Annotated in this window: 24 protein-coding genes; 7 read left to right on the forward strand and 17 right to left on the reverse strand. The window is 70.2% G+C overall.

Annotated features, from left to right (window positions below):
- Positions 1-12 precede the first annotated feature (12 nt).
- The 7 genes from CcI156_RS18870 to CcI156_RS18900 all read right to left on the reverse strand — a co-directional run bounded on the left by CcI156_RS18870 (position 13) and on the right by CcI156_RS18900 (position 5,644).
- Positions 13-384 (reverse strand): NUDIX domain-containing protein, encoded by a 372-nt coding sequence (locus CcI156_RS18870; protein WP_023842042.1) that lies wholly within the window; start codon positions 382-384, stop codon positions 13-15.
- A 35-nt stretch (positions 385-419) separates the two neighbouring features.
- Positions 420-1,034, reverse strand: coding sequence for an AAA family ATPase (locus CcI156_RS18875; RefSeq protein WP_076807244.1), 615 nt, complete (start codon positions 1,032-1,034; stop codon positions 420-422).
- Positions 1,034-1,849 (reverse strand): hypothetical protein, encoded by an 816-nt coding sequence (locus CcI156_RS18880; RefSeq protein WP_076807247.1) that lies wholly within the window; start codon positions 1,847-1,849, stop codon positions 1,034-1,036. The genes CcI156_RS18875 and CcI156_RS18880 overlap by 1 nt, the downstream gene beginning before the upstream one ends.
- On the reverse strand, positions 1,842-2,882 hold the full coding sequence (locus CcI156_RS18885) for a radical SAM protein (RefSeq protein WP_076807274.1): 1,041 nt from the start codon (positions 2,880-2,882) through the stop codon (positions 1,842-1,844). Before CcI156_RS18885 ends, CcI156_RS18880 begins: the two co-directional genes overlap by 8 nt.
- 316 nt (positions 2,883-3,198) lie before the next feature.
- Positions 3,199-3,513 (reverse strand): 4a-hydroxytetrahydrobiopterin dehydratase, encoded by a 315-nt coding sequence (locus tag CcI156_RS18890; protein ID WP_011436251.1) that lies wholly within the window; start codon positions 3,511-3,513, stop codon positions 3,199-3,201.
- On the reverse strand, positions 3,513-4,064 hold the full coding sequence (locus tag CcI156_RS18895) for a flavoprotein (RefSeq protein WP_011436252.1): 552 nt from the start codon (positions 4,062-4,064) through the stop codon (positions 3,513-3,515). The genes CcI156_RS18890 and CcI156_RS18895 overlap by 1 nt, the downstream gene beginning before the upstream one ends.
- Positions 4,061-5,644, reverse strand: coding sequence for a hypothetical protein (locus tag CcI156_RS18900; protein ID WP_011436253.1), 1,584 nt, complete (start codon positions 5,642-5,644; stop codon positions 4,061-4,063). Before CcI156_RS18900 ends, CcI156_RS18895 begins: the two co-directional genes overlap by 4 nt.
- A 1,196-nt stretch (positions 5,645-6,840) precedes the next feature.
- Between CcI156_RS18900 and fxlM the strand changes: the two genes are divergently transcribed.
- From fxlM to CcI156_RS18930, 6 genes are all read left to right on the forward strand, one after another.
- Positions 6,841-8,073, forward strand: a complete 1,233-nt coding sequence (fxlM, locus tag CcI156_RS18905) for a methyltransferase, FxLD system (protein WP_076807249.1) — start codon at positions 6,841-6,843, stop codon at positions 8,071-8,073.
- Positions 8,074-8,200: 127 nt separating this feature from the next.
- Complete coding sequence (locus CcI156_RS18910; protein ID WP_023842039.1) at positions 8,201-8,386, forward strand: FxLD family lanthipeptide; 186 nt, start codon at positions 8,201-8,203, stop codon at positions 8,384-8,386.
- Positions 8,387-8,468: 82 nt separating this feature from the next.
- Positions 8,469-11,693, forward strand: a complete 3,225-nt coding sequence (locus CcI156_RS18915) for a lantibiotic dehydratase (RefSeq protein WP_175637624.1) — start codon at positions 8,469-8,471, stop codon at positions 11,691-11,693.
- Positions 11,690-12,916 carry a lanthionine synthetase C family protein gene (locus CcI156_RS18920; RefSeq protein WP_011436258.1) on the forward strand — a complete coding sequence of 409 codons (1,227 nt, stop codon included), beginning with the start codon at positions 11,690-11,692 and terminating at the stop codon, positions 12,914-12,916. Before CcI156_RS18915 ends, CcI156_RS18920 begins: the two co-directional genes overlap by 4 nt.
- 8 nt (positions 12,917-12,924) lie before the next feature.
- Positions 12,925-13,776 (forward strand): thiopeptide-type bacteriocin biosynthesis protein, encoded by an 852-nt coding sequence (locus CcI156_RS18925; RefSeq protein ID WP_083342718.1) that lies wholly within the window; start codon positions 12,925-12,927, stop codon positions 13,774-13,776.
- Positions 13,773-14,948: a hypothetical protein gene (locus CcI156_RS18930; RefSeq protein WP_023842038.1), complete on the forward strand. Its 1,176-nt coding sequence runs from the start codon at positions 13,773-13,775 to the stop codon at positions 14,946-14,948. The genes CcI156_RS18925 and CcI156_RS18930 overlap by 4 nt, the downstream gene beginning before the upstream one ends.
- Here the strand turns inward: CcI156_RS18930 and CcI156_RS18935 are convergent.
- The 10 genes from CcI156_RS18935 to CcI156_RS18980 form a co-directional block, all read right to left on the reverse strand.
- Positions 14,902-15,756, reverse strand: a complete 855-nt coding sequence (locus CcI156_RS18935) for an NAD(P)-dependent oxidoreductase (protein WP_139341546.1) — start codon at positions 15,754-15,756, stop codon at positions 14,902-14,904. The genes CcI156_RS18930 and CcI156_RS18935 overlap by 47 nt on opposite strands.
- Positions 15,757-15,771: 15 nt before the next feature.
- The gene (locus CcI156_RS18940) at positions 15,772-15,951 is read right to left on the reverse strand and encodes a hypothetical protein (RefSeq protein WP_131728935.1); all 180 of its coding nucleotides are present in this window, start codon (positions 15,949-15,951) and stop codon (positions 15,772-15,774) included.
- 41 nt (positions 15,952-15,992) lie between these two features.
- Positions 15,993-16,307, reverse strand: a complete 315-nt coding sequence (locus CcI156_RS18945) for a 4a-hydroxytetrahydrobiopterin dehydratase (protein ID WP_011436262.1) — start codon at positions 16,305-16,307, stop codon at positions 15,993-15,995.
- 1 nt (position 16,308) lies between these two features.
- On the reverse strand, positions 16,309-17,763 hold the full coding sequence (locus tag CcI156_RS18950) for a hypothetical protein (protein ID WP_076807255.1): 1,455 nt from the start codon (positions 17,761-17,763) through the stop codon (positions 16,309-16,311).
- A 133-nt stretch (positions 17,764-17,896) separates the two neighbouring features.
- Entirely contained in the window at positions 17,897-18,196 is a 300-nt protein-coding gene (locus tag CcI156_RS18955; RefSeq protein ID WP_011436264.1) for a 4a-hydroxytetrahydrobiopterin dehydratase, read from the reverse strand.
- Positions 18,189-19,748 (reverse strand): hypothetical protein, encoded by a 1,560-nt coding sequence (locus CcI156_RS18960; RefSeq protein WP_011436265.1) that lies wholly within the window; start codon positions 19,746-19,748, stop codon positions 18,189-18,191. Before CcI156_RS18960 ends, CcI156_RS18955 begins: the two co-directional genes overlap by 8 nt.
- A gap of 401 nt (positions 19,749-20,149) precedes the next feature.
- Positions 20,150-20,461, reverse strand: coding sequence for a hypothetical protein (locus CcI156_RS18965; RefSeq protein WP_011436266.1), 312 nt, complete (start codon positions 20,459-20,461; stop codon positions 20,150-20,152).
- A gap of 45 nt (positions 20,462-20,506) precedes the next feature.
- Positions 20,507-20,794 carry a hypothetical protein gene (locus CcI156_RS18970; protein WP_011436267.1) on the reverse strand — a complete coding sequence of 96 codons (288 nt, stop codon included), beginning with the start codon at positions 20,792-20,794 and terminating at the stop codon, positions 20,507-20,509.
- Positions 20,791-21,171, reverse strand: a complete 381-nt coding sequence (locus CcI156_RS18975) for a hypothetical protein (RefSeq protein ID WP_011436268.1) — start codon at positions 21,169-21,171, stop codon at positions 20,791-20,793. The genes CcI156_RS18970 and CcI156_RS18975 overlap by 4 nt, the downstream gene beginning before the upstream one ends.
- The gene (locus tag CcI156_RS18980; protein ID WP_011436269.1) at positions 21,168-21,872 is read right to left on the reverse strand and encodes an ATP-binding protein; all 705 of its coding nucleotides are present in this window, start codon (positions 21,870-21,872) and stop codon (positions 21,168-21,170) included. The genes CcI156_RS18975 and CcI156_RS18980 overlap by 4 nt, the downstream gene beginning before the upstream one ends.
- 119 nt (positions 21,873-21,991) lie before the next feature.
- On the opposite strand from CcI156_RS18980, the gene CcI156_RS18985 reads away from it, so the two are divergent.
- Entirely contained in the window at positions 21,992-22,240 is a 249-nt protein-coding gene (locus CcI156_RS18985; RefSeq protein WP_011436270.1) for a hypothetical protein, read from the forward strand.
- The last annotated feature ends 9 nt before the right edge of the window (positions 22,241-22,249 follow it).

The following is a 22,249-nucleotide window of genomic DNA, read 5'->3' on the forward strand; positions in this document are numbered from 1 at the left end:
ACCGGCAGAACATCACCCACCACGACCATCAGGCCACACCCAGCCCCGAAGGCCGTCCCCCCAAAAGATCAACAACGGGACTTCCGAATACGTACCTCCGTGCCAGCACTCCGGCTGAAAGAACAGGCCAAGGCGCGCTTCCCCGCGCTCGTTCCGGAAGTGGACCGTCGAAGCGAGAGTAAGCGAGGCGGGATCGAGATGAAGGCCAATTTCTTCACGGCTCTCGCGGCATAGCGCGGAAGCGGCGTCCTCACCATCTTCGAGTTTTCCTGACGGGACGTTCCACCAGCCGTCGGCGAATCCCGTGCCGGATCGCAACGCGAGCAGGACCGCATCATCGCGGATGAGCAGGAGCATGACGTCGATGACGCTGCGGTACCCCATGGTGGCAGTATCTCCCGACTGTGCTGAGGAAACGGTCAGCGGCTGGTCGGGTTGAGCCCGAGGGTCGTGAGCTGCTCGGCGATCCAGCCGACCCGCGCGCTGGTGGACATGTTCGGTGGAATGTCGAAGATGCGCTGCCCGACGGTGGCGCAGATGCTGCGCACGACGCGGTCGGCGGCGGGTTGGATGTCGAGGACCTTGGACCGGTAGGGGTCGCCGATCTGGTGCTGGTCGAACTTGTCGCAGCAGTAGAAGACCGCGTCGTAGACGGACGCCCAGGCCCGGCAGAAGGCTTCCATCGCGCGCAGGACCGGCGCGTGGGGTCCCTCTGGGCCGCCGGGCAGGACGAGCCAGGCGTAGGCGAGGACGTTCGCGATCGTCTTGTCACAGATGATCATGGTGTGTTGGCGTGCGACGCGGAGTTGGCTGGACAGCTGGGCGGCGAACAAGTCGACCTCGGTTTCCAGGTCGAACTCGCCGCGGCCGTGCACGACGATCTCCTCGATGAACGGGGAGTTCCGAGCCGGTTCGGGCACGCAGGCGACGTRCACCCCACGCTCCCGGAAATGTGCCGCCAGGGCATGGGTGAGCGTGGTCTTGCCGGAGGCGTGGGTACCCTCGACGGCCACGACGAGGCAGTTGCGCAGCATCAGCGGACTCCTTCCGCGGCCAACGTCTGGTCGTCGCGACCAGCCGGTACGGCAGGCACGGACGAGGGCCGTGCTGGAGGGGTAGTCGCGGGAGTCACAGCCGTTGGACCTGCGGCAGGGATGTCGGTGGTCTGGTCCCAGGCGGCGGCCTCGACGACATCGTCGAGATTGAGCTGGTCCCACTGATAATGGCCCGTGCTGCGCGCCGCGACGAGCGCGATCGCCAGCGCGCGGAGAACAACCTGCCGAAGGATCTGCGGTGCCCCCGCCGAGGCGCCATACCCCACCCGTGCAGGGTCGGCAGAGGTACCCGACTCCGCGAACAGGCCGTGGAGATGAAACGCGGTACACACGTCTTCCAGTACGACCGGCGTGGAGCCGCGCGCCGTGTCGTGAAGACGCGCGAGACTGGGCTGCGYGGTCTCGCCCGGCCAGGCGGCGGCGAGGGCGGTGATTCCGCGTGTAGGTGCGCCGGCGGCGGCGAGCCTCGCCAGGTCGTCGGCGAGCCGGTGGCCTGCGAGGATCGCCGCCCGGCGTCGGGCCTGCACCAGCAGGGCATCGAGCCCGGCGGCGACGAGGAGAGTCTCCGCCGGGTCCTCGGCCGCGACGGCGTGGAAGCCGAACCGCAACGTCCTCTCGGTCACCGCCAGAGTGCGGCCCCGTGGCAGCCGCAGGTACACCGCTCCCATGGCGTCCGGCGACGCGGCGCGGGTCAGGACGGTGAACGCGGCCAACAGCGGTGTGCGTTCGGCGAACGGCCGCCGCTCGGCACCAAAAGGTGTGTCGGCCCAGCCCAGGTTCGTTGCCTCACGCATGGCTGATCCGCAGCAAAGGACGCCCTGATGGCGGTCGCTCGGCGCGGGTGAGGGCGCGGATCGAGCGGCCCAGGTATTTGGCGTAGTGGTTGCGCTGGAACYGGTACCGCGCCCAGATCGCCGCGATCGGCTCGTCGAGCAGGTTGCCCAGCGGTTCGAGTAGGTCGGGGGCGCCGTAGACCGGCCAGGCACTGGCCTGCCCCGACGGCCCGACAACGATCATGTGGCCTTCGGTGTCCGGGGTCCAGGCCGTCAGGCGCAGTGCCGGCCGCCAGTCGTGCACCGTCCGCAGCTCGGCCAGCCGGTCGAACATCAGCGTGGCTTCGTCCAGGCTGATGAACTCGTGGTCGGCGAGGTCGAGCGCGTTGCCCTTCTTCAACGGCAGGATCAATTTGAGCTTTCCGGCGTCCAGCAGGTCGGCGATCTGGTAGGTGAACGGCAACGCGGCCAGCGTCGAGCRGTAGACCACCGCCGACAGCGACAACGGCAGCCCGGCGTCCTGGAACGCCCGTATCCCGGCCATCACCGCGTCGTAGTCGCCGCKGACCCGGTTCGTCGTCGCCCGCGGCCCTTCCAGCCCGACGTTCACGAACGCGATCTTGCCGGACAGGCGCGCCGCGTGCTGAAGACCGCGGGTCGCGTTGGTCGGCACGCCGATGACCGTCCCAGCGAACAGGTCGACGATGTCCACGAAGTCCCGGCGCAGCAACGGCTCACCGCCGGACAGGAACACCCGCGGCACCCCGGCCAGATTGTCCCGCATCCGCTCCAACGCATCCAGCGTGGGGTCCGGCTCCTGCAACGTCTCCGAGCAGAACGAACAGTCAAAATTGCACCGCTTCGTCACCTGAAGGATCACCGACAGAGGGCCGGCCGCCGTCGAGGCAACCGAGTCCAGGTCCGAGGACGCCGCGAGGTTGAAGTGGTGCCCGTCGGTGAAGACCACAGGTTCATCAGCGCGGGAACGCCCCTCGTCGCAGGCGGACCGCGCCGCGGGATCGACGGCAGGTACGGATGGGGAATACGCGATCATCAGGCCCTTCTCGACGTAGGCGCGCACGGCGACCGGGCCAGCTGACCGCCGCCTTCCTGACGGTGAGCTGCCGCGCCGACGCTGAACGTCCCCAGCGTCCCAAGAGACCCACATGATGGTCATTCCCTGCGGAGCGAACATCTGATTCGTGCGGGTACAGGCCGCTGACCTGCCCGAAGACCTGCCGATGAGGCTTCATGTTCGGATCGATAGCGGCGAATCGTTCGTGTGCCTGTTGGGTATTGTGGCGCGCCACATGTGATCAACAACGTGTGCGCCCGGCGCGGACGTCCCCGCGCGTGCAGGTTGGAGGTTCTCAGCTGGGTTCGGCGCCGTGAGCTCGGGCGATGTCGTCGATGCGCCGAGCGAGATCGAAGTCGGCGTCGGTGATCCGGTGACCRGCATCGTGCGTGGTGATGCCGAAGCGGATGCTGTCCCAGCGTAGGTCGATGTCGGCGTGGTGACCGATCAGCCGCTCGATGTCCGCGACGTGCACGATTAGCGCGACCGCGCCGTGGTAGCGGATGCCGAAGGTTCTCGTGATCTCGTCGTCGACCCGTGACCAGCCGGGTAGCTCACGCAGTCGTCTCTCGATCTCGTCGTCGGACAGGGGCACGGGCGCAGCCGTCATCACGGGTCCTCCTGCGCGGAGATTTCGCTGGCGGGCCGGGCGGCGGGCAGCGAGTCCAGAACGGGACGCCAGGCGAAGGTGGTGGTGCCGTCGGGGGGACCGATCGCGTTGGTCGGCAGGACGGTGAACCCGTAGGCGGCCAGGTCGCGTAGGGCTCGGGCGAAGGCCGGGTGGGCGGCGAGGGTGGGTTTGACGTAGGGGGCGACGACGACGGGCAGACCGAGTCCGATCGCCTCGTTGACGACGCCCAGCGCTGAATTGTCGTTGATCCCGACGGCGCACTTGTTGATCGTGTTGAAGGTCGCGGGGACGACCGCCACGGCGTCCGCGGGCGGTAGGCGAGGCTCGTCTGGCTGCCGGGGTCGCGAGCGGATCGGGTGGCCGGTTAGCTCCTCCAGAAGGCGCACGTCCAGCCAGGTCGCGGCGGCCGGCGTCGGAATGAGGCAGACGGCCCACCCCTCGCCGCGGACGTGGCGGATCAGCTCGTTGATCTGCGCGGCGGGCGGGGCCGCGCAGACGACCAGATGCAGCACCGGTCGCCCAGCCGTCACGCCGCGACTCCGGCCTGCTCGGCGACGTCCCGCAGGACAGAGACGATGGAACCGCGGGCGCGGCTCAGCAGCGTCGCCAGCACCGCCCGAGCGGTCGGGTCGACCCGCAGCAGCTGTGGAGCTCGCCGGGCGACGTCGAGGATGTGCACGGCCGCGACGGCGTCCTCGCCCAGGCGGGCGTGCCCGTCGGCAAGATCTAGGTGCAATCGCGCACGCCTGCCCACCAGCGGGGGAGGCAGCAGACGCGTGTCGATCTGTTCGCCGACGGCGACCGCCTCCGTCGGATCGTCGAGCGTCAGGGCCGCGGTGAGGGTGTGGATCGCCACGTTCGTCGGCCCGAACGCCGACCACAACCGGTTGTCGTCCCGGCCCAGCGTGCCCGCCTGCTCGGCCGCGGCGGTGAGCCGGCGGCGGGCTTGCGCCCGCTCACCCTGACGGACCGAGGTCATCGCCGCGAGCAGGAGAAGGGCGCCCCGCGCGGAAACGATGTCGGGGTGGTCCTCGTCGCCTCGCCGCCGGTTCAGGGCGTCGAGTGCGCTGAGGGCGACCCGTTCGGCGTCGGCCAGCCGCCCTGTGTCGTGGAAGACGCAGGCGATCTGCCTGCGTGCGGTCGCCAGAAGCACTGGCGTGTCGGCGGCGAGCGCCGCGTGTTGACCACGGTCCGCGGCCAGCCACGCTAGATCGTGGTCGCCGGTCCTGGTCGCGAGCTTGGCGGCAGCGATGTACGCGACAGCCTGAGACCGCCGGACCGCGCGGTGGTCCACGCCCGCCGGCGAATCAGCGACCAGCGTGTCGATACCCCGCACCACCGCGGGAAGGAGCCGCGCCGCCCCAGCATAGTCGGCCCGCTGATACCGGTTGTGGCACTCCCGCCCCCGCGCCTCAAGGTCAGCAAAGGCACCCGCCGAGGTCACGCCAGGGTCAGCGGACCACTCCGCTGGAACCGTGACGGCCTCCCGCAGATCAGCAAGAAGATCGTCCCCGGCCGGTGCCCTACTGGTGTTTACCGACACGGCAGGCGCGGCCGGTTGTCGGGGCGTCACCGCGGCAACCCCCGAGATCGACACGGCGAGCAGGAACTGCTGCCGGTTCAATGCGGTCATCAGCGGCGCCTCGACGTCCACCGCCTTGGTGCGCGCAAGGGAACCGACAGCGCTCGCGGGCACGCCCTCCACGCGGATCGTGCTGATGAGGAGCAGGTCTGCTGGGGGCATCTGTTCGCGGTCATCGAGGTCGATCAGGTTGTGGATACTGGTGCCATAGACCTCGGCGAGCAGCGCGAGGAACTGCGGTGTGGGCCGGCGGCGGTTGTTCGGTTGCGGCCACAGCTCCCGTTCGCATAGCCCCGGCCCGGTCAACGGAGCGGCGCCGCCCGGGTCGAGGCCAACCCGGGCGGCATGAGCGTTGATGTGCCCAGCGGCCTGCGCCTGGGTCCAGCCGTGCGCGACCCGGTGGGCGGCGCGGGGACGGTAGCTATAACGGCGGGCGAACTCGGTCGCGATCTCGTCGTGGGACATGCCGACCGCGCGCATCCGCGCCCGCAGCTCTTCCTGCTCGACGCGCTGGCTGGTCTTGCCCATGCCGCTGTGCCCCTTCCCTGGCCGTGGACGGCAATCCGTTTCGGGCTTCGGTCACCGACCGCCATCGCAACCGTAGTCGTCGGCGCACGGCCAGAACAGAAGGGCTGAGCGGATCGAAGTCACGGCATCGTGCGGTCGTGCCGGTCGCGGCGCCCGCGAGGGCGGACTAGGCCACAGGCTGCTGGCTCCTCGGCACGATCTGGGCGACGAGCACGGTCGTGTCCTTGTGGGCTCCTCCGGAACGAATCGGCATGGTCGCTACGGACAAAGCGACGCGCGCGGCAGTGTTCTCGCAGGTCAGCGGCTCTGCGAAGGGGTGAACAGGATGTTCGTAGTGGAGGGAATGACTTGCGTCCCCGCGTCGGCGATCGTTGTCAGGCGTCGCCGTTTCTGGCCATGCGTCAGCGATGTGGCCTGTCGCTGGCTTTCCGTCATCCGATCTGGCCTGGGCTGGTTCCCACGGCGTCCGATCTGGCATCTTGTCGGCTCGCCCGCGAGCCGAACGGCGTGGGAGTCGGTCTCTCCGCTAGAAAGGGGCCAGATCGGATGACGGCCGGCGGGCTCGCACACGACACCGCACATGGCCCCGCCTCAGGTCAGTCACTCCCGGTGGGTCAGATCGACTGTCGCCTGGCAATCGTGGTGGGAGCGACTCCCTGGAGGAACACGGCGGTCACGCCCACACTGGTCAGCTCGGCCGGCGCGAGAGAGCGAGGGGCTGTGGAGGAGGTCTTCGGGTCGGTCCGCCTTGCTGGAAGGATCGTCCACGTTGACGACGGCCGCCTGAGGCGCGGCGGTCCGCATGAGTGGAGGACGCAGAGGGAACCCGCTGATGGACCCCGAGTACGAGCTGAATCTGCGCCTAGTCGACGCCGGCCCTCTGGCGAGTGGCGACGCCACCCAACACCAACGATGAGCGCGGCTCCGGTAACACGGGTCCGTCAGTTTACACGACGACCAGCGACTGACCGTTCTTCCGCAGGCCCMTGCATTCCTAAAGTCACAGAGCGCCCCTGCCGCCTGTGCCTGCGTGCTGCGCTGCGCTGCGCGTCGAGAACAGAACACGCACAGCCCGCCGGGCGGGTACYCCCCGAAGCGCGATGGGGGTGTCCCTCCCAGACCAATTCCGCAGCCAAAGGCGAATGCCCCGGGCATCCAGGCCACGGGCCGCTGTCCAATCCCGCAGTGAGGATTCGATGACCATTCAGCATGAGGAGAGTTCCACCGCGGCTGCTGTGTTGCGCGCGGCCATGGTTGACGAGCTGCGGGAACTCGGCGCGGTCCGTGACCCGAGGGTGGCGCGTGCGTTGGCCGTGGTGCCGCGGCATTTGTTCGCGCCGGGCGCAGATCTGGCAGCGGCGTACGCGGCTACAGGGACGGTCGTCCCGGTGCGCGACGCGGTGGGTCGGATGGTCAGTACGGTGTCGGCGCCGCACATCCAGGCGATGATGCTGGAGCAGGCGCGGGTGGCGCCGGGGATGCGGGTCCTTGAGGTCGGTTCGGCGGGCTACAACGCGGCGCTGCTCGCGGAGCTCGTCGGCGAGACAGGCGAGGTCACTACCGTCGACATTCTGCCCGGGGTTGCCGAGCGCGCCCGGCGTTGTCTGGACGCGGCGGGCTATGGCCGGGTGCGGGTGGTGCTGGCCGACGCCGAGGGTGGCGTGCCCGACCACGCGCCCTATGACCTGGTGCTGGTGACGACGGCGGTCCGTGACATTCCCTCCGCGTGGACGGACCAGCTCGCGCCCGGCGGCCGGCTGGTTGTGCCGCTGCGGCTGCGGGGCCAGACACGCTCGGTCGTGTTCGAGGCCGACGGCGGGCGGCTGGTTGGCCACGACGCCCAGGTCTGTAGTTTTGTCCCGCTCGCGGGTGCTGGGGCTTTCCCGGAGCAGGTGCTGGCGTTGGACGGGGACGATGTCGTGGTCCGGCTGGACGACGCGGCCCCGGTGGACGTGGACGAGGTCCGCCAAGCGCTGACCTGGCCGCGGGTGAAGACCTGGTCGGGTGTCCACAGCGGCGAAGAACCGTTCGATGACCTGCTGCTGTGGCTCGCGGTCGGCCTGGAGAACTCTGGTCTGCTGCTGGCCCGGCAGGCTGYGGTCACGCGGGGGACAGTCGCCCACGCGTGGAGCCTCGGCATGCCGGCGGTCGTAGGAAAAGGCAGTCTCGCCTACTTCTCGCTCAGTGCGAAGGTTCCCGGCCGTGTGTCCCGCGAGTTTGGCGTTCAGGCCCAGGGTCCCGCCGCCGAGCTGCTGACCTCCCAGTTCATCGAACGGATCCGCGCGTGGAAGGCCGATCGGCCGGCCCGTATCGAGGCATTCCCCGCGGGTACTCCGGACGCCGCGCTGCCCGCCGGCGGCGTGTTTCTCGATCGCCCTCATCGGCGTGTCGTCGTCTCCTGGCCGTCCGGCCCGGAGGTTCCCGTCTGAGTGCGGGAACCGTCGTGGCGCCTCACGGGAGGGCACACGCCCTCCCGGCTGGCGTGGCCATCCGGCCGTAGGCGCCAGCACGGCCACGGCGATGTCTCTATTCCCTATTCCTTCTCAAGGAGGTTCCGTGACCCCCCAGAACGCCCCCGCGCCGGTCGTCGATCCCGATTCCGCGCTTGACCTCGACGAGTTCGACCTCGACGTGACGGTGGTCGAGTCCGGCCAGCTCGTCGAGGAGCTGATTCGCATGACCGACGACGGCTGCGGCACGACCTGCCAGAGCGCCTGCCCGAACACCTGCCCTGGCGACTGAACCCGGCCGGAACATGACCTGAGCCCGGTCCGGCCGACAAGCTGCCTGGCCGGACCGGGCTCGCCGGACAGGAATGACGACCATGCCGACCATTCGCGACCCAGGCGGGTCCGCTGCACCACGCTCGGCGATCCCGCGAGCCACGCCGTCAGAGGTCCGCGACTCCGACTTGGCGAGCGGCCCGCAGGTCGCCGGGCTCGGCGCTCGGGCCAGCGACGCGCTGTACAGGGTGGCTGGCCCGGGTGTCGTTCGGGTGGCCGAACCGATGCCAGGTCTGGCCGCGCTGCCTTGGCCTGACCTTGGGGACGGGGGCGAGGAGACCGAGCGGTGGTGCCAGTGGCTGCGCGAGGCTTGGGCGTGTGCGCCGTTCGCCGCAGCCGTGCAGGCCGCGAGCCCAGTGCTCGCGCGCCGGATCGCCCAGGTGTGCGCGGGCGGCGATCTACCCGCACGGCAGGCACGTAGCGCCGTGCTGTCGCTCATGCGGTACCGGTTACGGCTGGTGAGCCGAGCTACACCGTTCGGCCTGTTCGCCGGGGTCGGCCCGGCCCGGCCCGGTACCGCGCTCACCGTGTATGAAGACCCGACGCACCATCGCATGCTGGCACGGGTGGACACGGCGTGGTTGTTCGATGTGCTTGACCAGCTCGAAGGCGTTCCGGGTGTTCTCGACGTCCTGCCCGTCCGCGCGAACGATCTCGCCTTCGTTCGTGATGGTCGGCTGGTACTGCCGTTCGAGGGCCCGCGAGCCGGGAGCGACGCCGAGGTGTCCACAGCCGAGACCTCGGTCCGATACACACAGGCTGTCGCGGCGGTGATGAAGGCTGCGGCCGGACCCGTTCTCGTCGGGACGTTGGCCGCCCAGCTCGGCACCGAGTTCCCGGCCGCGCCTGCGCGGGTGCTTCGAGGCATGCTCTCGACACTGGTCGAGCGGCGGTTCCTGCTGTCCGGGCTTCGGCCACCGTCCACCGAACTCGACCCGCTCGGCGCGGTCCTCGCGACGCTGCGGGCGATCGGTGCCGACCCGGTACCCGAGGCGGCCGATCTCGTGGACGCCCTGCGCCGCCGCTCTCGCGGGCTCGCCGACATCACGGAACCGTGGACGYCACAGCCGGCGACCCCAGACACCGCAGCCCCGACCTCAAGCCCCTCCGGGCGCCGGCCTCCCATCGCCCTCGACATGCGGGCCGGCGTCGGGCTGGAACTKCCTCGGCTGCTCCTCCGAGAGGTAGAAGCAGCCGTCGACCTGCTGGTCCGGCTCGCGCCGGCACCCCGGGGCAACGCCGCCTGGCGCGACTATCATGATCGATTTCTTGAGCGCTTTGGTGCCGGCGCGTTCGTGCCGGTCAACTCCCTGATCAATTGTGAAACCGGGCTCGGCCTGCCCGCCGGATACCGGGGAACCACACTCGGCCCGGCAACGGCCGGCCCGCTCTCGGACCGCGACGCGCTGCTGCTTGCCCTGGCGCAGACCGCGGCRGCCCGCCGAGACCGCGAAGTCACCCTTGATSCCGAGTCGCTCGCGCTGCTCCGCACGAGCGACGCGGTGGGCTGGACCTGCCAGCCCCACACGGAGCTGCGGTTTCGGCTGCACGCAGCAGACCGCCGCGCGGTGGAACGCGGCGCGTTCGACCTCGCTGTCGAGGGAGTCTCACGGGCCGCCGGGACAACTCTGGGCCGCTTCCTCGACCTCGCCAACGAGGCCGACCGCGAGGAGATGACCTCGGCACTTCGCGCGCTGCCGACCCGCCAGCCGGGGGCACTTCTCGTCCAGTTGTCGGGTGGCACGCTGTCGGCCACCGCTGCGAACGTCTCCCGCGCGCCGCGCATCCTGGACCATCTCATCGCGCTCGGCGAGTACCAGCCGCCGGACCGCGGGATGATCCCCGTGACGGACCTCGCCGTCACCGCAGACGGTTCGGGTCTGTGGCTGGTCTCGTTGTCCCTGGGCCGACCGGTGGAGCCGGTCGCGTTCCACGCCGTCGAACTCACCCGTCACGGACACCCCCTGCTCCGGTTCCTCAGCGAGATCGGCACTTCCCGCGCCGCCCCCTGCGCGCCGTTCTCCTGGGGCGCGGCCCGACGGCTGCCGTTCCTGCCACGCCTGCGCCACGGGCGGACGATCCTCGCCCCGGCCCGCTGGCTCCTGGCCCCGGCTGACCTGCCCGGACCGGACGCCACCTTCGCCCGGTGGAGCGACGACCTCGCGGCCTGGCGGGACCAATGGGGCGTTCCCGACCAGGTCTTCCTCGGCAGCGACGACCGCCGCCTCCTGCTCGATCTGACCGAGCCCGCCCACCTCCACCTGCTGCGCGCAGACTTGGGCCGCGCCACGCGGGCAACCCTGCGGGAAGCACCGCCGCCTGACGCAGCCGGATGGATCGGCGGGCGGACCCACGAGATCGTCCTCCCGCTCGCCGCACCTCCGACCCCGACGGCGGAGGTACCGCGCCCACGGCGCCCGGCGCGGATCGCGACCTCGGCGGACGCCCATCTACCCGGAGACGGCGCCTGGCTGTACGCCAAGCTCTACGCCCAGCCCGACCGTCAGGTCACCATCCTCACCGAACGCCTCGCCAGCCTGTGGGAACACTGGGACACCCCGCCGCTGTGGTGGTTCCAGCGATACCAGGACCCAGCCCCACATCTGCGGCTACGAATCCGCCTCATCGACCCTGACGGGTTCGGCGACGCGGCCCGGAGAGTGGGCCGCTGGGCGACCGCACTGCGCCAAGCCGGCCTACTGGACCAGCTCCAGTTCGACACCTACCTTCCAGAGACCGGCCGCTTCGGCGGCGCCTCGACGCTCGCCGCCACGGAGACGCTGTTCGCCGCGGACTCCACCGCCGCACTCGCCCAGCTCGCAGCCTCCGCCCGCGGTGCCACCCACCCCCATGCGCTGGTCGCCGTGAGCCTGCTCGACCTCGCCGCGGGCTGCCTACCCGGAGACGACGCCGCCCGCTGGCTCGTCGAGCAGCTACCACGCACGCAGGGACCGCCGATCGACCGCGCGCAGCACGACGCCGCCGTTCACCTCGCTGACCCGCGCGAAAGCCAGGCGACGATGCACACCCTGCCGGGCGGGAAGGAGATCCTCACCGCCTGGGCGCGCCGCCGGGCGAGGCTCGCCGACTATCAGACGGCGCTCACCTCGGCCGGCGACGGACTCACGACCCGCGGCCTCTTGCCGACGCTGATGCACCTCCACCAGTTCCGGATGACGGGGCCGTCCGTCCAGGCAGAGCGCGACTGCGCCCGCCTCACCCGCGCCGTTGCGCTCAGCGTTCTCCGCCGCCGGGAGATGGCATGAATCCAGGCACCGCGGAAGACACCGGCCGCGACACGCTCTCCAGCCGGGCACTGGCCGCCTCAGCGGCAATCGCGGACCAGCTCGCCGACCCCGCCGCCGTTCCCCGAGGCCCTGGCCGGCGGCGAGGCCAGTCCCTCGCGGGCGGTGCAGCCGGCATCGCGCTGCTCCACCTCGAACGAGCCCGCACCGGCCACGGCGACCCCGCCATCGCCAACGCCTGGCTACGGGCGGCAACCCGAGACCCAGCCAGCGCAGGGCCCAACGCCTCCCTCTACTTCGGCGCCCCCACCCTCGCCTTCGTACTCGACGCCGCAGGCCGCCCAGACCAGCTCACCCAAGCGGTCACCACACTCGACACCGCGACCATCGCGGTCACACAGCGACGACTTGCCGCGGCTGACGCCCGCCTCCGCGCGGGCCTCCGCCCGCCGCTCGCCGAATTCGACCTCATCCGCGGCCTCGCCGGCCTCGGCCGCTACCACCTACGCCGCCAGCACCCGATCATCACCGATGTCCTGACCCACCTCGTCCGTCTCACTCAGCCCCCTGCCAGCGGAGACGGACTACCCGGGTGGTGGACCGACCTCGACCCCAGCGGCGCATCCTCCCGTGACTACCCACACGGTCATGGAAATGCCGGAATGTCCCACGGCATCGCCGCCTGCCTCGCCCTGCTCGCACTAGCCAACAGYCGCGGCACCGAGGTCGACGGCCACCGGGAAGCGATCGAACGGATCTGCGCCTGGCTCGACGGGCACCAGCAGCCTGGCATCGCTGGCTGGCCGGGCATCGTCACCCCGACACCGGGCCATGACGTCAGGCAGCAGCGGTTGTCCTGGTGCTACGGCACCCCAGGGATTGCCCGTGCGTACCAACTCGCTGGACTCGCCACCAGTGACCCGAGGCGCTGCGAGAAGGCCGAAACCGCGTTGCACGCATGTCTCGACGACGCGGCTCGCCTCGAACTGACCACCGACATCGGCTTGTGCCACGGCCTGGCAGGGCTGGTCCACACGACATCCCGGGTCGCGGCCGACGCCACCACACCCGAACTCGCCCAGCTCCTGCCCACCCTCGTCGCCCGGCTGCTCGACCAATACCCCACCGCGCCGCACGACCCGGAGCTTCTCGATGGCTTGGCCGGGGTGGCGCTTGCCCTGCACACCGCGGCCCTCGGCTCCGCCCCCGTGACCGGGTGGGACGCCGCCTTGCTCCTCGCGTGAGAGAACCGATGATCCGCAACGACTCCGACCCCCGCCCGTGCATCGACGACGCACCTCAAAACGACGAAGACGGGTGTTCGCCGCGCCACCCCTGGCGGCAGGCCACCATGCACTTCGCCGACTACGCCCAGGCCGATGCCGCCGGCCGGGACCTCGGCGCCGCGCTGGTGGCCGCCGAAAATGATCATCTGCTGGATGCGTGGTGGTTCATCCGCAAGTCCCCCTGCTGGCGGCTCCGCTTCCAGCCGACCTCACCGGTAGACGACGCGGCAACCAAAGCGGTCCACGACCATCTCCATGCTCTGCGCGAGCGCGGCCGGATTGCCGGCTGGAGCGAAACCCTGTACGAACCGGAAACCTTCGCCTTCGGCGGCCCGCCCGCCATGCAGATCGCGCACCGGCTCTTCCACCAGGACAGCCGCCACCTGCTCACGACCGCGCCCCGCAGCCGCGCCCGCGCCCGAGCGCTGTCGATCCTGGCCTGCGTGAGCCTGATGCGCTCCGCCGGCCAGGACTGGTACGAACAAGGCGACATCTGGGCCCGGGTCGCCGAACACCGCCGCTGCCCACCCGACCTTGTCAGCGACAGCCGTTCCCTGGAGCCCAGCCTGACCCGCCTTCTGAGMGCACAGACGCCAGACACCAACGCCCTGGGCAAGGACGCGGATCTGGCTCACTGGATCGGTGCCTTCGGCGCCACCGGCCGTGACCTTGGCCGGCTCGCTCATGACGGCACACTCCAGCGCGGGCTACGCGCGGTCCTCGCGCACCACATCATCTTCCACTGGAACCGCGCAGGGCTATCCCACGACGCACAGGCAGTGCTCGCCCGCGCCGCAAGCACCGTGGTCCTCGGATGACCGCCAGCCCGACCACGCCGCCGCCMCTTCCCCAGACGGTGGCGAACTGGTTTCCCCTGGTACCCCGGCCGCGTCCACCGACCATCGACCGGCGACAGCGGCTCACCGAGATCGAACACCTCGCCCACTCCGCACCGGGAAACGCGCGCAGGACGACCAACGCTGCCGAGGCTCTCAACAAGGCCGCGCTCCTCGCGAGCGACTGCGGACTGCCCGACCTCGCCAAGGATCTCTGCTGGCGCCAGTTCCACGTCTTCGACAACGCCGGCCCCCAGCCCCCGGCCCTCGCGACAGCCGTACTGCAACCGCTGATCAATCTCGGCCGGCTGGAGCTCCGTGCCGATGACCCCGACCGGGCATACACGTTCTTCAACCAAATCCACCACGCGGTCCGCACCTCGACCGCCGTCGTTCTCGACGGCGTMACCGTCAACCCTGCGCGGTTGTTCGCCGACGACAACACGCTCCTCCGGGCACGCCGGTTTACCTGGACCGTCCTGCTCGGCGACGGGACACGGGCGTTGGCGCGCGCGGGCCGCTGGGACGACGCCGTTGCCCACCTCCACCGACACCACGGCATCGGACGACGGCTCCTCGACGGCCGCCAGACCCTCATACTCGCGAGCCACCTTGCAGGAGAATCCGAAGCCGCACGCACCGCGCTCGCCACCAGTGTCACTCCGACACCCTGGGAACGAGCGGTCGCCGCCGTTCTCGGAATCCTCTGCCGACACGGCAGCGAGCCGCAGGCGATCGGAGCGGCGCTCGATGACCTCCGCGCCAGCAGCCGTGACCCGACCCACCCTGTATTCCAGAACCGGCTTGGCCTAACGCTCCTAGACCTCGCCACCGACGCCACCGACCAGAAGTGGATTGCGTCCGCGATCCTCGCCGGCCTCCGCGACGGACACGACGGGCGGTGCGCGGCTGATGCCCTCGCCCACCCCCGGCTACAACAGCACCTTTCCCCCGCCCATCGGGTCGACCTAGTCGAGCGAGTCAAGACCGCTGGAATCCAGCGACCTCCCCCGACCACCTTCCGTGACGCGATGACGACAGCCACRCTGGCCGCGGAACGCGGACTCCGCGACGCGCTCGCCGGGCCATTGGAAGGCGGCCGGTTGATTACCCGCCGTCCTGACCAGAGTGCAGCTCGCGGAGAAGCAGGTTGAGCGGGGCGTGCTCGATGTCTTTATGCTCGTACCAGGTGCGGAGGAGTTCTTCCGCTCCGCGGAGCATCGCGTCCGGCAGTCCGACGGTCCGGTAGCTCTCGGCCGCTTGGGCGAGTTCGGGTCCCCACCGCCAAGCGCGGGCCGCGACAGTGGCGAAGAAGTCTGGTTCGGCGAGCGCCGGTCGGCTTCGTCTGCGGGCCTCGTCGGTGAGCGCTTGCTGGACGCCGTATTCGGCGGCCAGTGCGTGCGCGAGCGCGGCGAGAACCMGCGACGTCTTCGCGAACGACGAGTGGGCGATCTTCAAGGCGGACGCTGCGCCCACCTGGCCGTCGAACACGATGACCTGCACGGTTGATCCGGTGAACAGCCCGGAGATCTCGCCGGCGTGGCGGGCATCCCCGGCCAGGTACATGCGTGTGGTGTCCTGCCGTGTCGGGACCGGGCCGATGAGGCAAGCATCAACGATGGTGCCGCCCGCAGCGGTCATGAGCCGCTCGATGGCGCGCATACGTTCCGGGTTGACGGCATTGGCGTCTACGTACAGACCCGTAAACCCCGCCGCGGCCACCGCCCGTGCCACGTCAAGCGCGGCCTCCGGTGGACACAACGACATCAGGATCTCGGTGCTGTCGCAGAGGTCGTCCAGGCGGCTGACGGGCAGCAGGCCGGCATCCTGGGCCCGTTGCAACGTCTGCGGGCTTCGTCCCGTGGGGCAGTACAGCACCTCGTGCCCTGCGGTCCGCAAGATCTCGCCGATCCGCGCGCCCATGCTCCCCGGGTGTAGCAGCCCAATCCGGCGGGGCGTCACGAGACCTGGTCTCCTTCATAGCCGGCGGCCGAGGGATTTGCTGCCGTAGGCCGGGACCGCACCACCATCTCTGATCTGATCGCGCAGCCCGACGGCGAGTGCCTGCCCTCGGTAGGCCGGCCGGTCGAGAATGGTCAGCACCTGGGTGAGGCGTCTCGCACTCTCGACGCGCCGGACCGACAACATTTCGATCACGATACGGACCGCGGACATCGAGGGGACAATGCGCCGTCAAGTCAGAGCGGTTCGGCATTGTGGGCCTGGGCGATGGCCTCGATGCGCCGTGCGAGATCGAAGTCGGCGGTGGTGATCTGATGCCCGGCGTCGTGGGTGGTGATCCCGAAGCGGATGCTATCCCAGCGCAGGTCGATGTCCGCATGGTGGCCGATCAGCCGCTCGACGTCGGCAACGTGCACGATCAGGGCGACTCCACCGTGGTAACGGACGCGGAACGACTTGGTGATCTCCTGGCCAGCACGGGCCCAGCCGGATAGCTCGCGCAGCTGCGCCTCGATCTCGTCGTCGGCCAGGGGCACGGGAGCGTCCGCCACGTCAGGTCTCCTTCTCCGGGGCGAAGATCTCATCGATGTCGCGGCCGACGGCCGCGCCTTTCAAGGGTTGCGCCGCTTGTCGTAGGCCGGCGAGCTCGCGGCGAATCCGCACGGACCCAGTTTCCACCGCCAGGGCCGCCGCAAGTCGCCCGGCATCGACCGCGCGCCCGACGTCGCCGCTCTGGACGCACGCGGTGGCCTGCCGGGCGAGAAAAACACCGCGGTCTCGCCGGGCGTTGGCAGGCGTCGTGTCGAGGATCTGCCGCCACAGGCCGGCAGCGGCCGTAACCAGGCCCAAGCGTCCGTAGCAGGTGGCGCGTTGCACCTCCAGGTAGGCCGACGTGCGACGGCATGCGTTGCCCCACGGCAGGCCGTCGTCGCATCTCTCGACGAGCGGAGCCGCCTGGTCCAGGGCGGAGTCGACGGTGGCGCGGTCTCCGACGAGTGACGCGCCGTGGGCCTGCTGCTGGAGCGCCAGGACCCGCATCTTCGGGCTGAGTCGACCGGCGTCGGCCAGGACCGCGCCACACAGGTCGAGCGCGCCGAGCCCGTCAGCAAGATCTGTGCGGACTGATGCGTGGTTGAGCAGCGCGTAGGCGACGAGCTGCGGGTCCCGGGAGCGTTGTGCGACCTCCAAAGCGACGCCCCGCCAGACGGACGAAGTTTCRAGGTCACCGGCATCCTGATGGAGCCAGCCGATCAGCGAGGCATAGGCCGCGCTGGRGCGCAGGAGGGCCAGCCGCGTCTCCCCGCGTGCGGTCGCCACCAGGTTGCTGATGAGCGTGTGCTGAACGGTGACGGTACTGATCAGCTCGCGGGGACCGAGCATCACGTCCGCTCGGTAGTGGCCCTCCAGCTGCTGGCCGAAGTAGTCGACGAGCGCCGGGTCGACGTGCCGCGGGGCGGTTCTCCCGAACGTGAGCGCGGTAGCCGTCGCGGTGACGAAGTCGCGTCGGTCGATGTGGGCCGGAGAGCCTGGCTGGACGAGCCCCCGGGCGGAAGGAGCAGCCCGGGGCGCAGGCAGAATGCGGCCAGCGGCAGGCTCGATGCGATCAACGCGGCTGATCAAGAGGGTGTCGGCGGGAGTGAAGTGTTCGCGGTCGTCGAGGTCGATGAGGTTGTGGATGTTGGTGCCGTAGACCTCGGCGAGCAGCGCGAGGAGCTGGGGGGTGGGCCGGCGGCGGTTGTTGGGGAGCGGCCAGTTCTCCAGCTCGGACAGGCGGGGGCCGTCCATCGGGGCGGCGCCACGGGGGTCGAGGCCGACCTGGGCGGCGTGGCTGTTGATGTGTCCGGCGGCTTGTACTTGGGACCAGCCGTGCGCGTGGCGGTGCGCGGCGCGGGGGCGGTAGCCGTAGCGGCGGGCGAACTCGACGGCGATTTCGTCGTGGGACATGCCGGCCGCGCGCATCCGCGCCCGCAGCTCGTCCTGTTCCGCCCGCCGGCTGGACCTACTCACTCCAACGCCCCGCTATCTTCTCCACCAGTGTGTCGGCGGCTTTGAACGTACGAAAAGGATTCGTGCACGCCGCGGCGAATCGCCGTCACAGCCTACCTCCTTTCGCGGCGTTGAACGAATACCCGGTTCTATTTTATCGTGCGCCATGCGCTGACGCGATTTCCTGAATGCGCCTGGCGAGCTCGATGTCGTGTTCGGCGACGTAGCCGCCGATGTCGCTGGAGCTGATCGACACATGCACGGTCTTGTATCCGAGTGTCGCGTCGGAGTGGTGGCCGAACTCGTCCTGGATCGCGGCGATGTGCACGATGAACGCGGCGCCCTGGATGTGGGGTATCGAGTAGAGCCGTTCGATCCGCCGGCCGTCGGTCGTCCATCCGTCCAGGGTCTTGAGGTGTTCGTCGATCATGTCTCGGGTCAGCGCCTCAGCCATGCTCTCTCCCGGTCTCGTCGGTGGTGAAGGGTGTGAGCACGTCGGCGAGCTCCTGGCCGAGGGGGTGCGCGCGCCACGGAGCCATCGCCGCCGCGACCGCGGCCAGTTCTCGCCGGGCCCGCGCGGAGCCGGTCTCCACCGCGAGCGCGCTGGCCTGGCGCGTGAGGTCTACCGCCCGCTCTGGTTCTCCCTGCCGCGCGGCGGCGACCGCGTGGCGCGCTGACCAGACCCCGACGTCCCGGCGGGCAGAGGCCGGGGCAGCGGGGATGATCTGCTGCCAGAGGCGGTCAGCGTCGTCGGCGAGACCCAGCCGTCCATAGCAGGTTGCACGCTGCACTTCGACGTAGCCGTCGGTGCGGCGGCAGGCCGTGCCGTATTCCTCGACCTCGACGTGCTCCACGAGCCGGCCGGCCTGATCGAGGAGGAGATCAACCTGGCGACGGTCACCGCGCAGCGACGCGCCGTGTGCCTGCTGCTGCAAGGCGAACACCTGGACTTCGGGTGCCAGCTGCCGGGCGTCACCCAGCGCGGCCTGGCACAGGTCGATCACGGCCGCCGCGTTTCCCAGGTCGGTGAAGGCCATCGCCCGATCGACCAGCGCGCAGGCGACGGCGTCGCGTTCCCCGCAGCGGTGGGCCAGTTCCAAGGCCGCGTCGTGGCAGCGCATCGCGGCGACCGCGTCTCCCGCGTCGAGCCACAGCCAGGCCGCGAACGCGGCGAACGAGGAGCCGACCTTCGCCAGGCCCCGGCGGGTCGACCCGTCCGCGGCATCCAGCAGTTGCGTGATGACCTCGTATTGGGAGGCGACCGTGCCGATCAGGGCGCCGGCGCCGAGCAGCATGTCCGCGTGGTAGTGGCCCTGGAGCTGGCCGTCGAAGTAGGAGATGAGCGCCGGGTCGACGTGGCGGGCGCGGCCGGCGCCGGCCAGACCCGCCACTACTGCTGATCCCGCGAGAAGAGTGAACCCGCGGCGGCCGAGAGCGTCCACCCACTCCATGCTTCCAGCAGGCCCGTCGAGACGCAGCCCCCTGGCCGCACCATGACCGCGTCCCGACTGGACGCACGGGGCCGTGGGGCTGAAACACGGGGCCGCGGGCAGTGCAAGGTTCACCGGTGATCCCGTCGGCGGCGTTGGCCGAGCGTCCTGGCGTGTGGTGGTGATGACCAGCATGTCTGCTGGGGGCATGTGTTCGCGGTCGTCGAGGTCGATGAGGTTGTGGATGTTGGTGCCGTAGACCTCGGCGAGCAGCGCGAGGAGCTGGGGGGTGGGCCGGCGGCGGTTGTTGGGGAGCGGCCAGTTCTCCAGCTCGGACAGGCGGGGGCCGTCCATCGGGGCGGCGCCACGGGGGTCGAGGCCGACCTGGGCGGCGTGGCTGTTGATGTGTCCGGCGGCTTGTACTTGGGACCAGCCGTGCGCGTGGCGGTGCGCGGCGCGGGGGCGGTAGCCGTAGCGGCGGGCGAACTCGACGGCGATTTCGTCGTGGGACATGCCGGCCGCGCGCATCCGCGCCCGCAGCTCGTCCTGTTCCGCCCGCCGGCTGGACCTACTCATGCTTTCTCCGCGGACCTGTCCGGTCCCCGAGCACGTCCTCCGCCGGCATTTCGGGGCAAACAGGTGCCGCGCCGCCTGCTCGGCCTCCACCGTCGCGGTCGGTGCTGTCGGTTGCCGAGGTGAGCACCAGGCTTCTCCTCCGCTCGGCCGGCGGGTGACGGTCTGTCAACCCTACGACGTCGTGGATCTATCCGGCGTCGATGGATCAGTAGGGGCACGGCGCGCACAGCACGAAGATCAAGCCGGGCGCGGCGCTCCACCAGGATGCCCGGCGTCATGAGCGGAGACATTCCCCTCGTCGCGAACCTTTTCTTCGGCTGCTATGAAGCCGCTGATCTGCGGAAACGACGTGCGGCAGTGCGATTTGTTCGGCGCCACACGGGCCAAGAGTTCGCGGACCTCTATCGAGCCGGCCGGGTGCTTGTGGCAACCGACTCGTGGGGGCTGGCACCGCAACAGCGCACATAGATGATCATGGCGGCGATGTCGACGCGGGTACGGGCCTCGTCCAAGCCCAGGCCGAGCCGTGCGGCCCGGTCATAGTCGTCCAAGGCCGAGCACAGGTCGGCCCAGTCGGGGTCCGTCGGGTCGAGCGGTGGGGTGAAGGTGGCGAGCAGACTCGCCAGTTTTTCGGGGGGCAGGAGTTCGCGCATACGCGCGAGCAGAACGATGGGACGGAGCGCGGGCGGGACTGTGTGTCGGTGAGATCGCATGGAGGTGGCTTCGTTGTTGGCGGTCCGGGTMGGCGTGGAGCCGCCTCACCGCCGGCCGCGACGGAATCGCGGCCGGGACCCGGACCGGGGAGGGGAAAACGAGGAGAAGCTGCCGACCATCTGTCCATCGGTGCTGATGAGGGCCACGTAGCCGTCGAAGCGCAGTCCCCAGGCGACGACGTGGATATCGCCGTAGGAGGGTTCGGCGACGATCGCGAACAGACGGGGCGCCAGGACGTGCACGAGCGCACTGAGCAAACCCACGTCGGCCTGACCCGGCAGGTCGGCGTCGACGATGGCGGGGCTGTCGGTGTGGGGATAGTCGACGGTCACGGTTGTTCTCCGGCCGGTGGTCTGGGTACCGCCCCTTGTTTCGAGGGCGGGTGTGCTGGAGCGTCGCGKGCCGCGGTGACGGCCCGGCTGAGGGCGGTGGCGAGAGCGTCGGCTTCGTCGAGGGTGAGGGCCTCGCTGTCGGGGTCGTCGTCCCCGACAGCGAGGGAGATCAGGGGGTCGTAGATGGTCGTGGAGGTCACGTACTGTTCGATGGCCACCTGGACGGCGGTGCCCTCGCGTATCCCGGCGATCTCTGGCAGGTCGATCACGATGAACGCGGAGATGTGGTAGTCGCCGGGGCCTGCCGGCTCTACCTGGAGGTGGCCGGTTGGCTGGTCGCACCACGGTGGGCAGGCGGCGTCCACAGGCTCGCTCACGGGGTCGTCACCTGTTCGCCGTCGCGTGGGTCGCCCGAGTTTGTGATCGTCGTCCAGTCGTCGCCCAGGTTGCGCAGGGCGTCGAGGACGCGTTGCAGCAGCGCGTGGTCGAAGATGTCCGCATCCGGTCCGCCGTCGCTGGTGGGGGGCGGCGGGTCACGGCGCGGCAGATCCTCGGCCGGCTTGTCCGGAAGGTGCTGGATGGGTGGCAGGTCGTGGGCGAGCGCCGCCCAGACGATCTTTCCTTTGGTGCGGTAGCCGTCGGGGGTGCGGACGCGGACTGGGTAGTAGCCGAGATCGCGGGCGAGCGCGGCGACGAGAGGCAGACCCCTGCCGTTTTCGGCGTCGGGCCCGGCGGTCCGGCGGGTTGGGCGGCCTGGGCCGCCATCCCACACCTCCACGATCAGGTCGCGGTGGCTGTAGGTCAGGCGCATCCCGATCCGGGACCTGGTGTCCTGCTCACCGTGGGGACGGCGTGCCTCGTGGGAGGCGGCGTAGGCGTTGGTGATCAATTCTGATGTCACGCAGGTCGCGGAGTCGATCAGGCTGTCGAGGCCCCAGCGGCGCAGCTGTGCCGCGACATCGTGGCGGGCGGGTCTGACGGACTGTGGGCGGGCCGGGTAGTGCCGGATGTACTGCGGCAGCGGCTCGGCAGGCTGCTCAGGCGTGGTGGACGGGGTTATGGCGAGCACGGTGGTCATACGGATTCTCCTGACACGGAGGCGGAAAGCGGCCCTCGCGCTGACGCTGCGGGTGCGGCCGGGGGTGTAGGGCCACTGCCAGCSGCCCTGGACGCGACAGGCTGGGCCGGAGAGACCACGTGATCCCCGGCCGTGTCGGCGGGAGCGGTCGGGCGGTCGGGCGGGGAATCCGGGGCACGGGCAGGGGCGGTGTCGGCGACCAGCGTCAGGTTCTGGTCTGCGAGCAGGACCAGGTCGCACGGCCATGGCCGCCCGCAGCCCGCGCAGACGGCGCCGTGACGGACGTGGGTATCGAGCAGGCGGACCGCGGCGCCTCGAAGCCGCTCGAAGTCACGATCGAGCGGGTCGTGACCCTCGTTGTGCGGTGACCGGCTCAC

It is taken from the genome of Frankia sp. CcI156 (genome assembly GCF_001983015.1).
Lineage (GTDB): Bacteria > Actinomycetota > Actinomycetes > Frankiales > Frankiaceae > Frankia > Frankia casuarinae.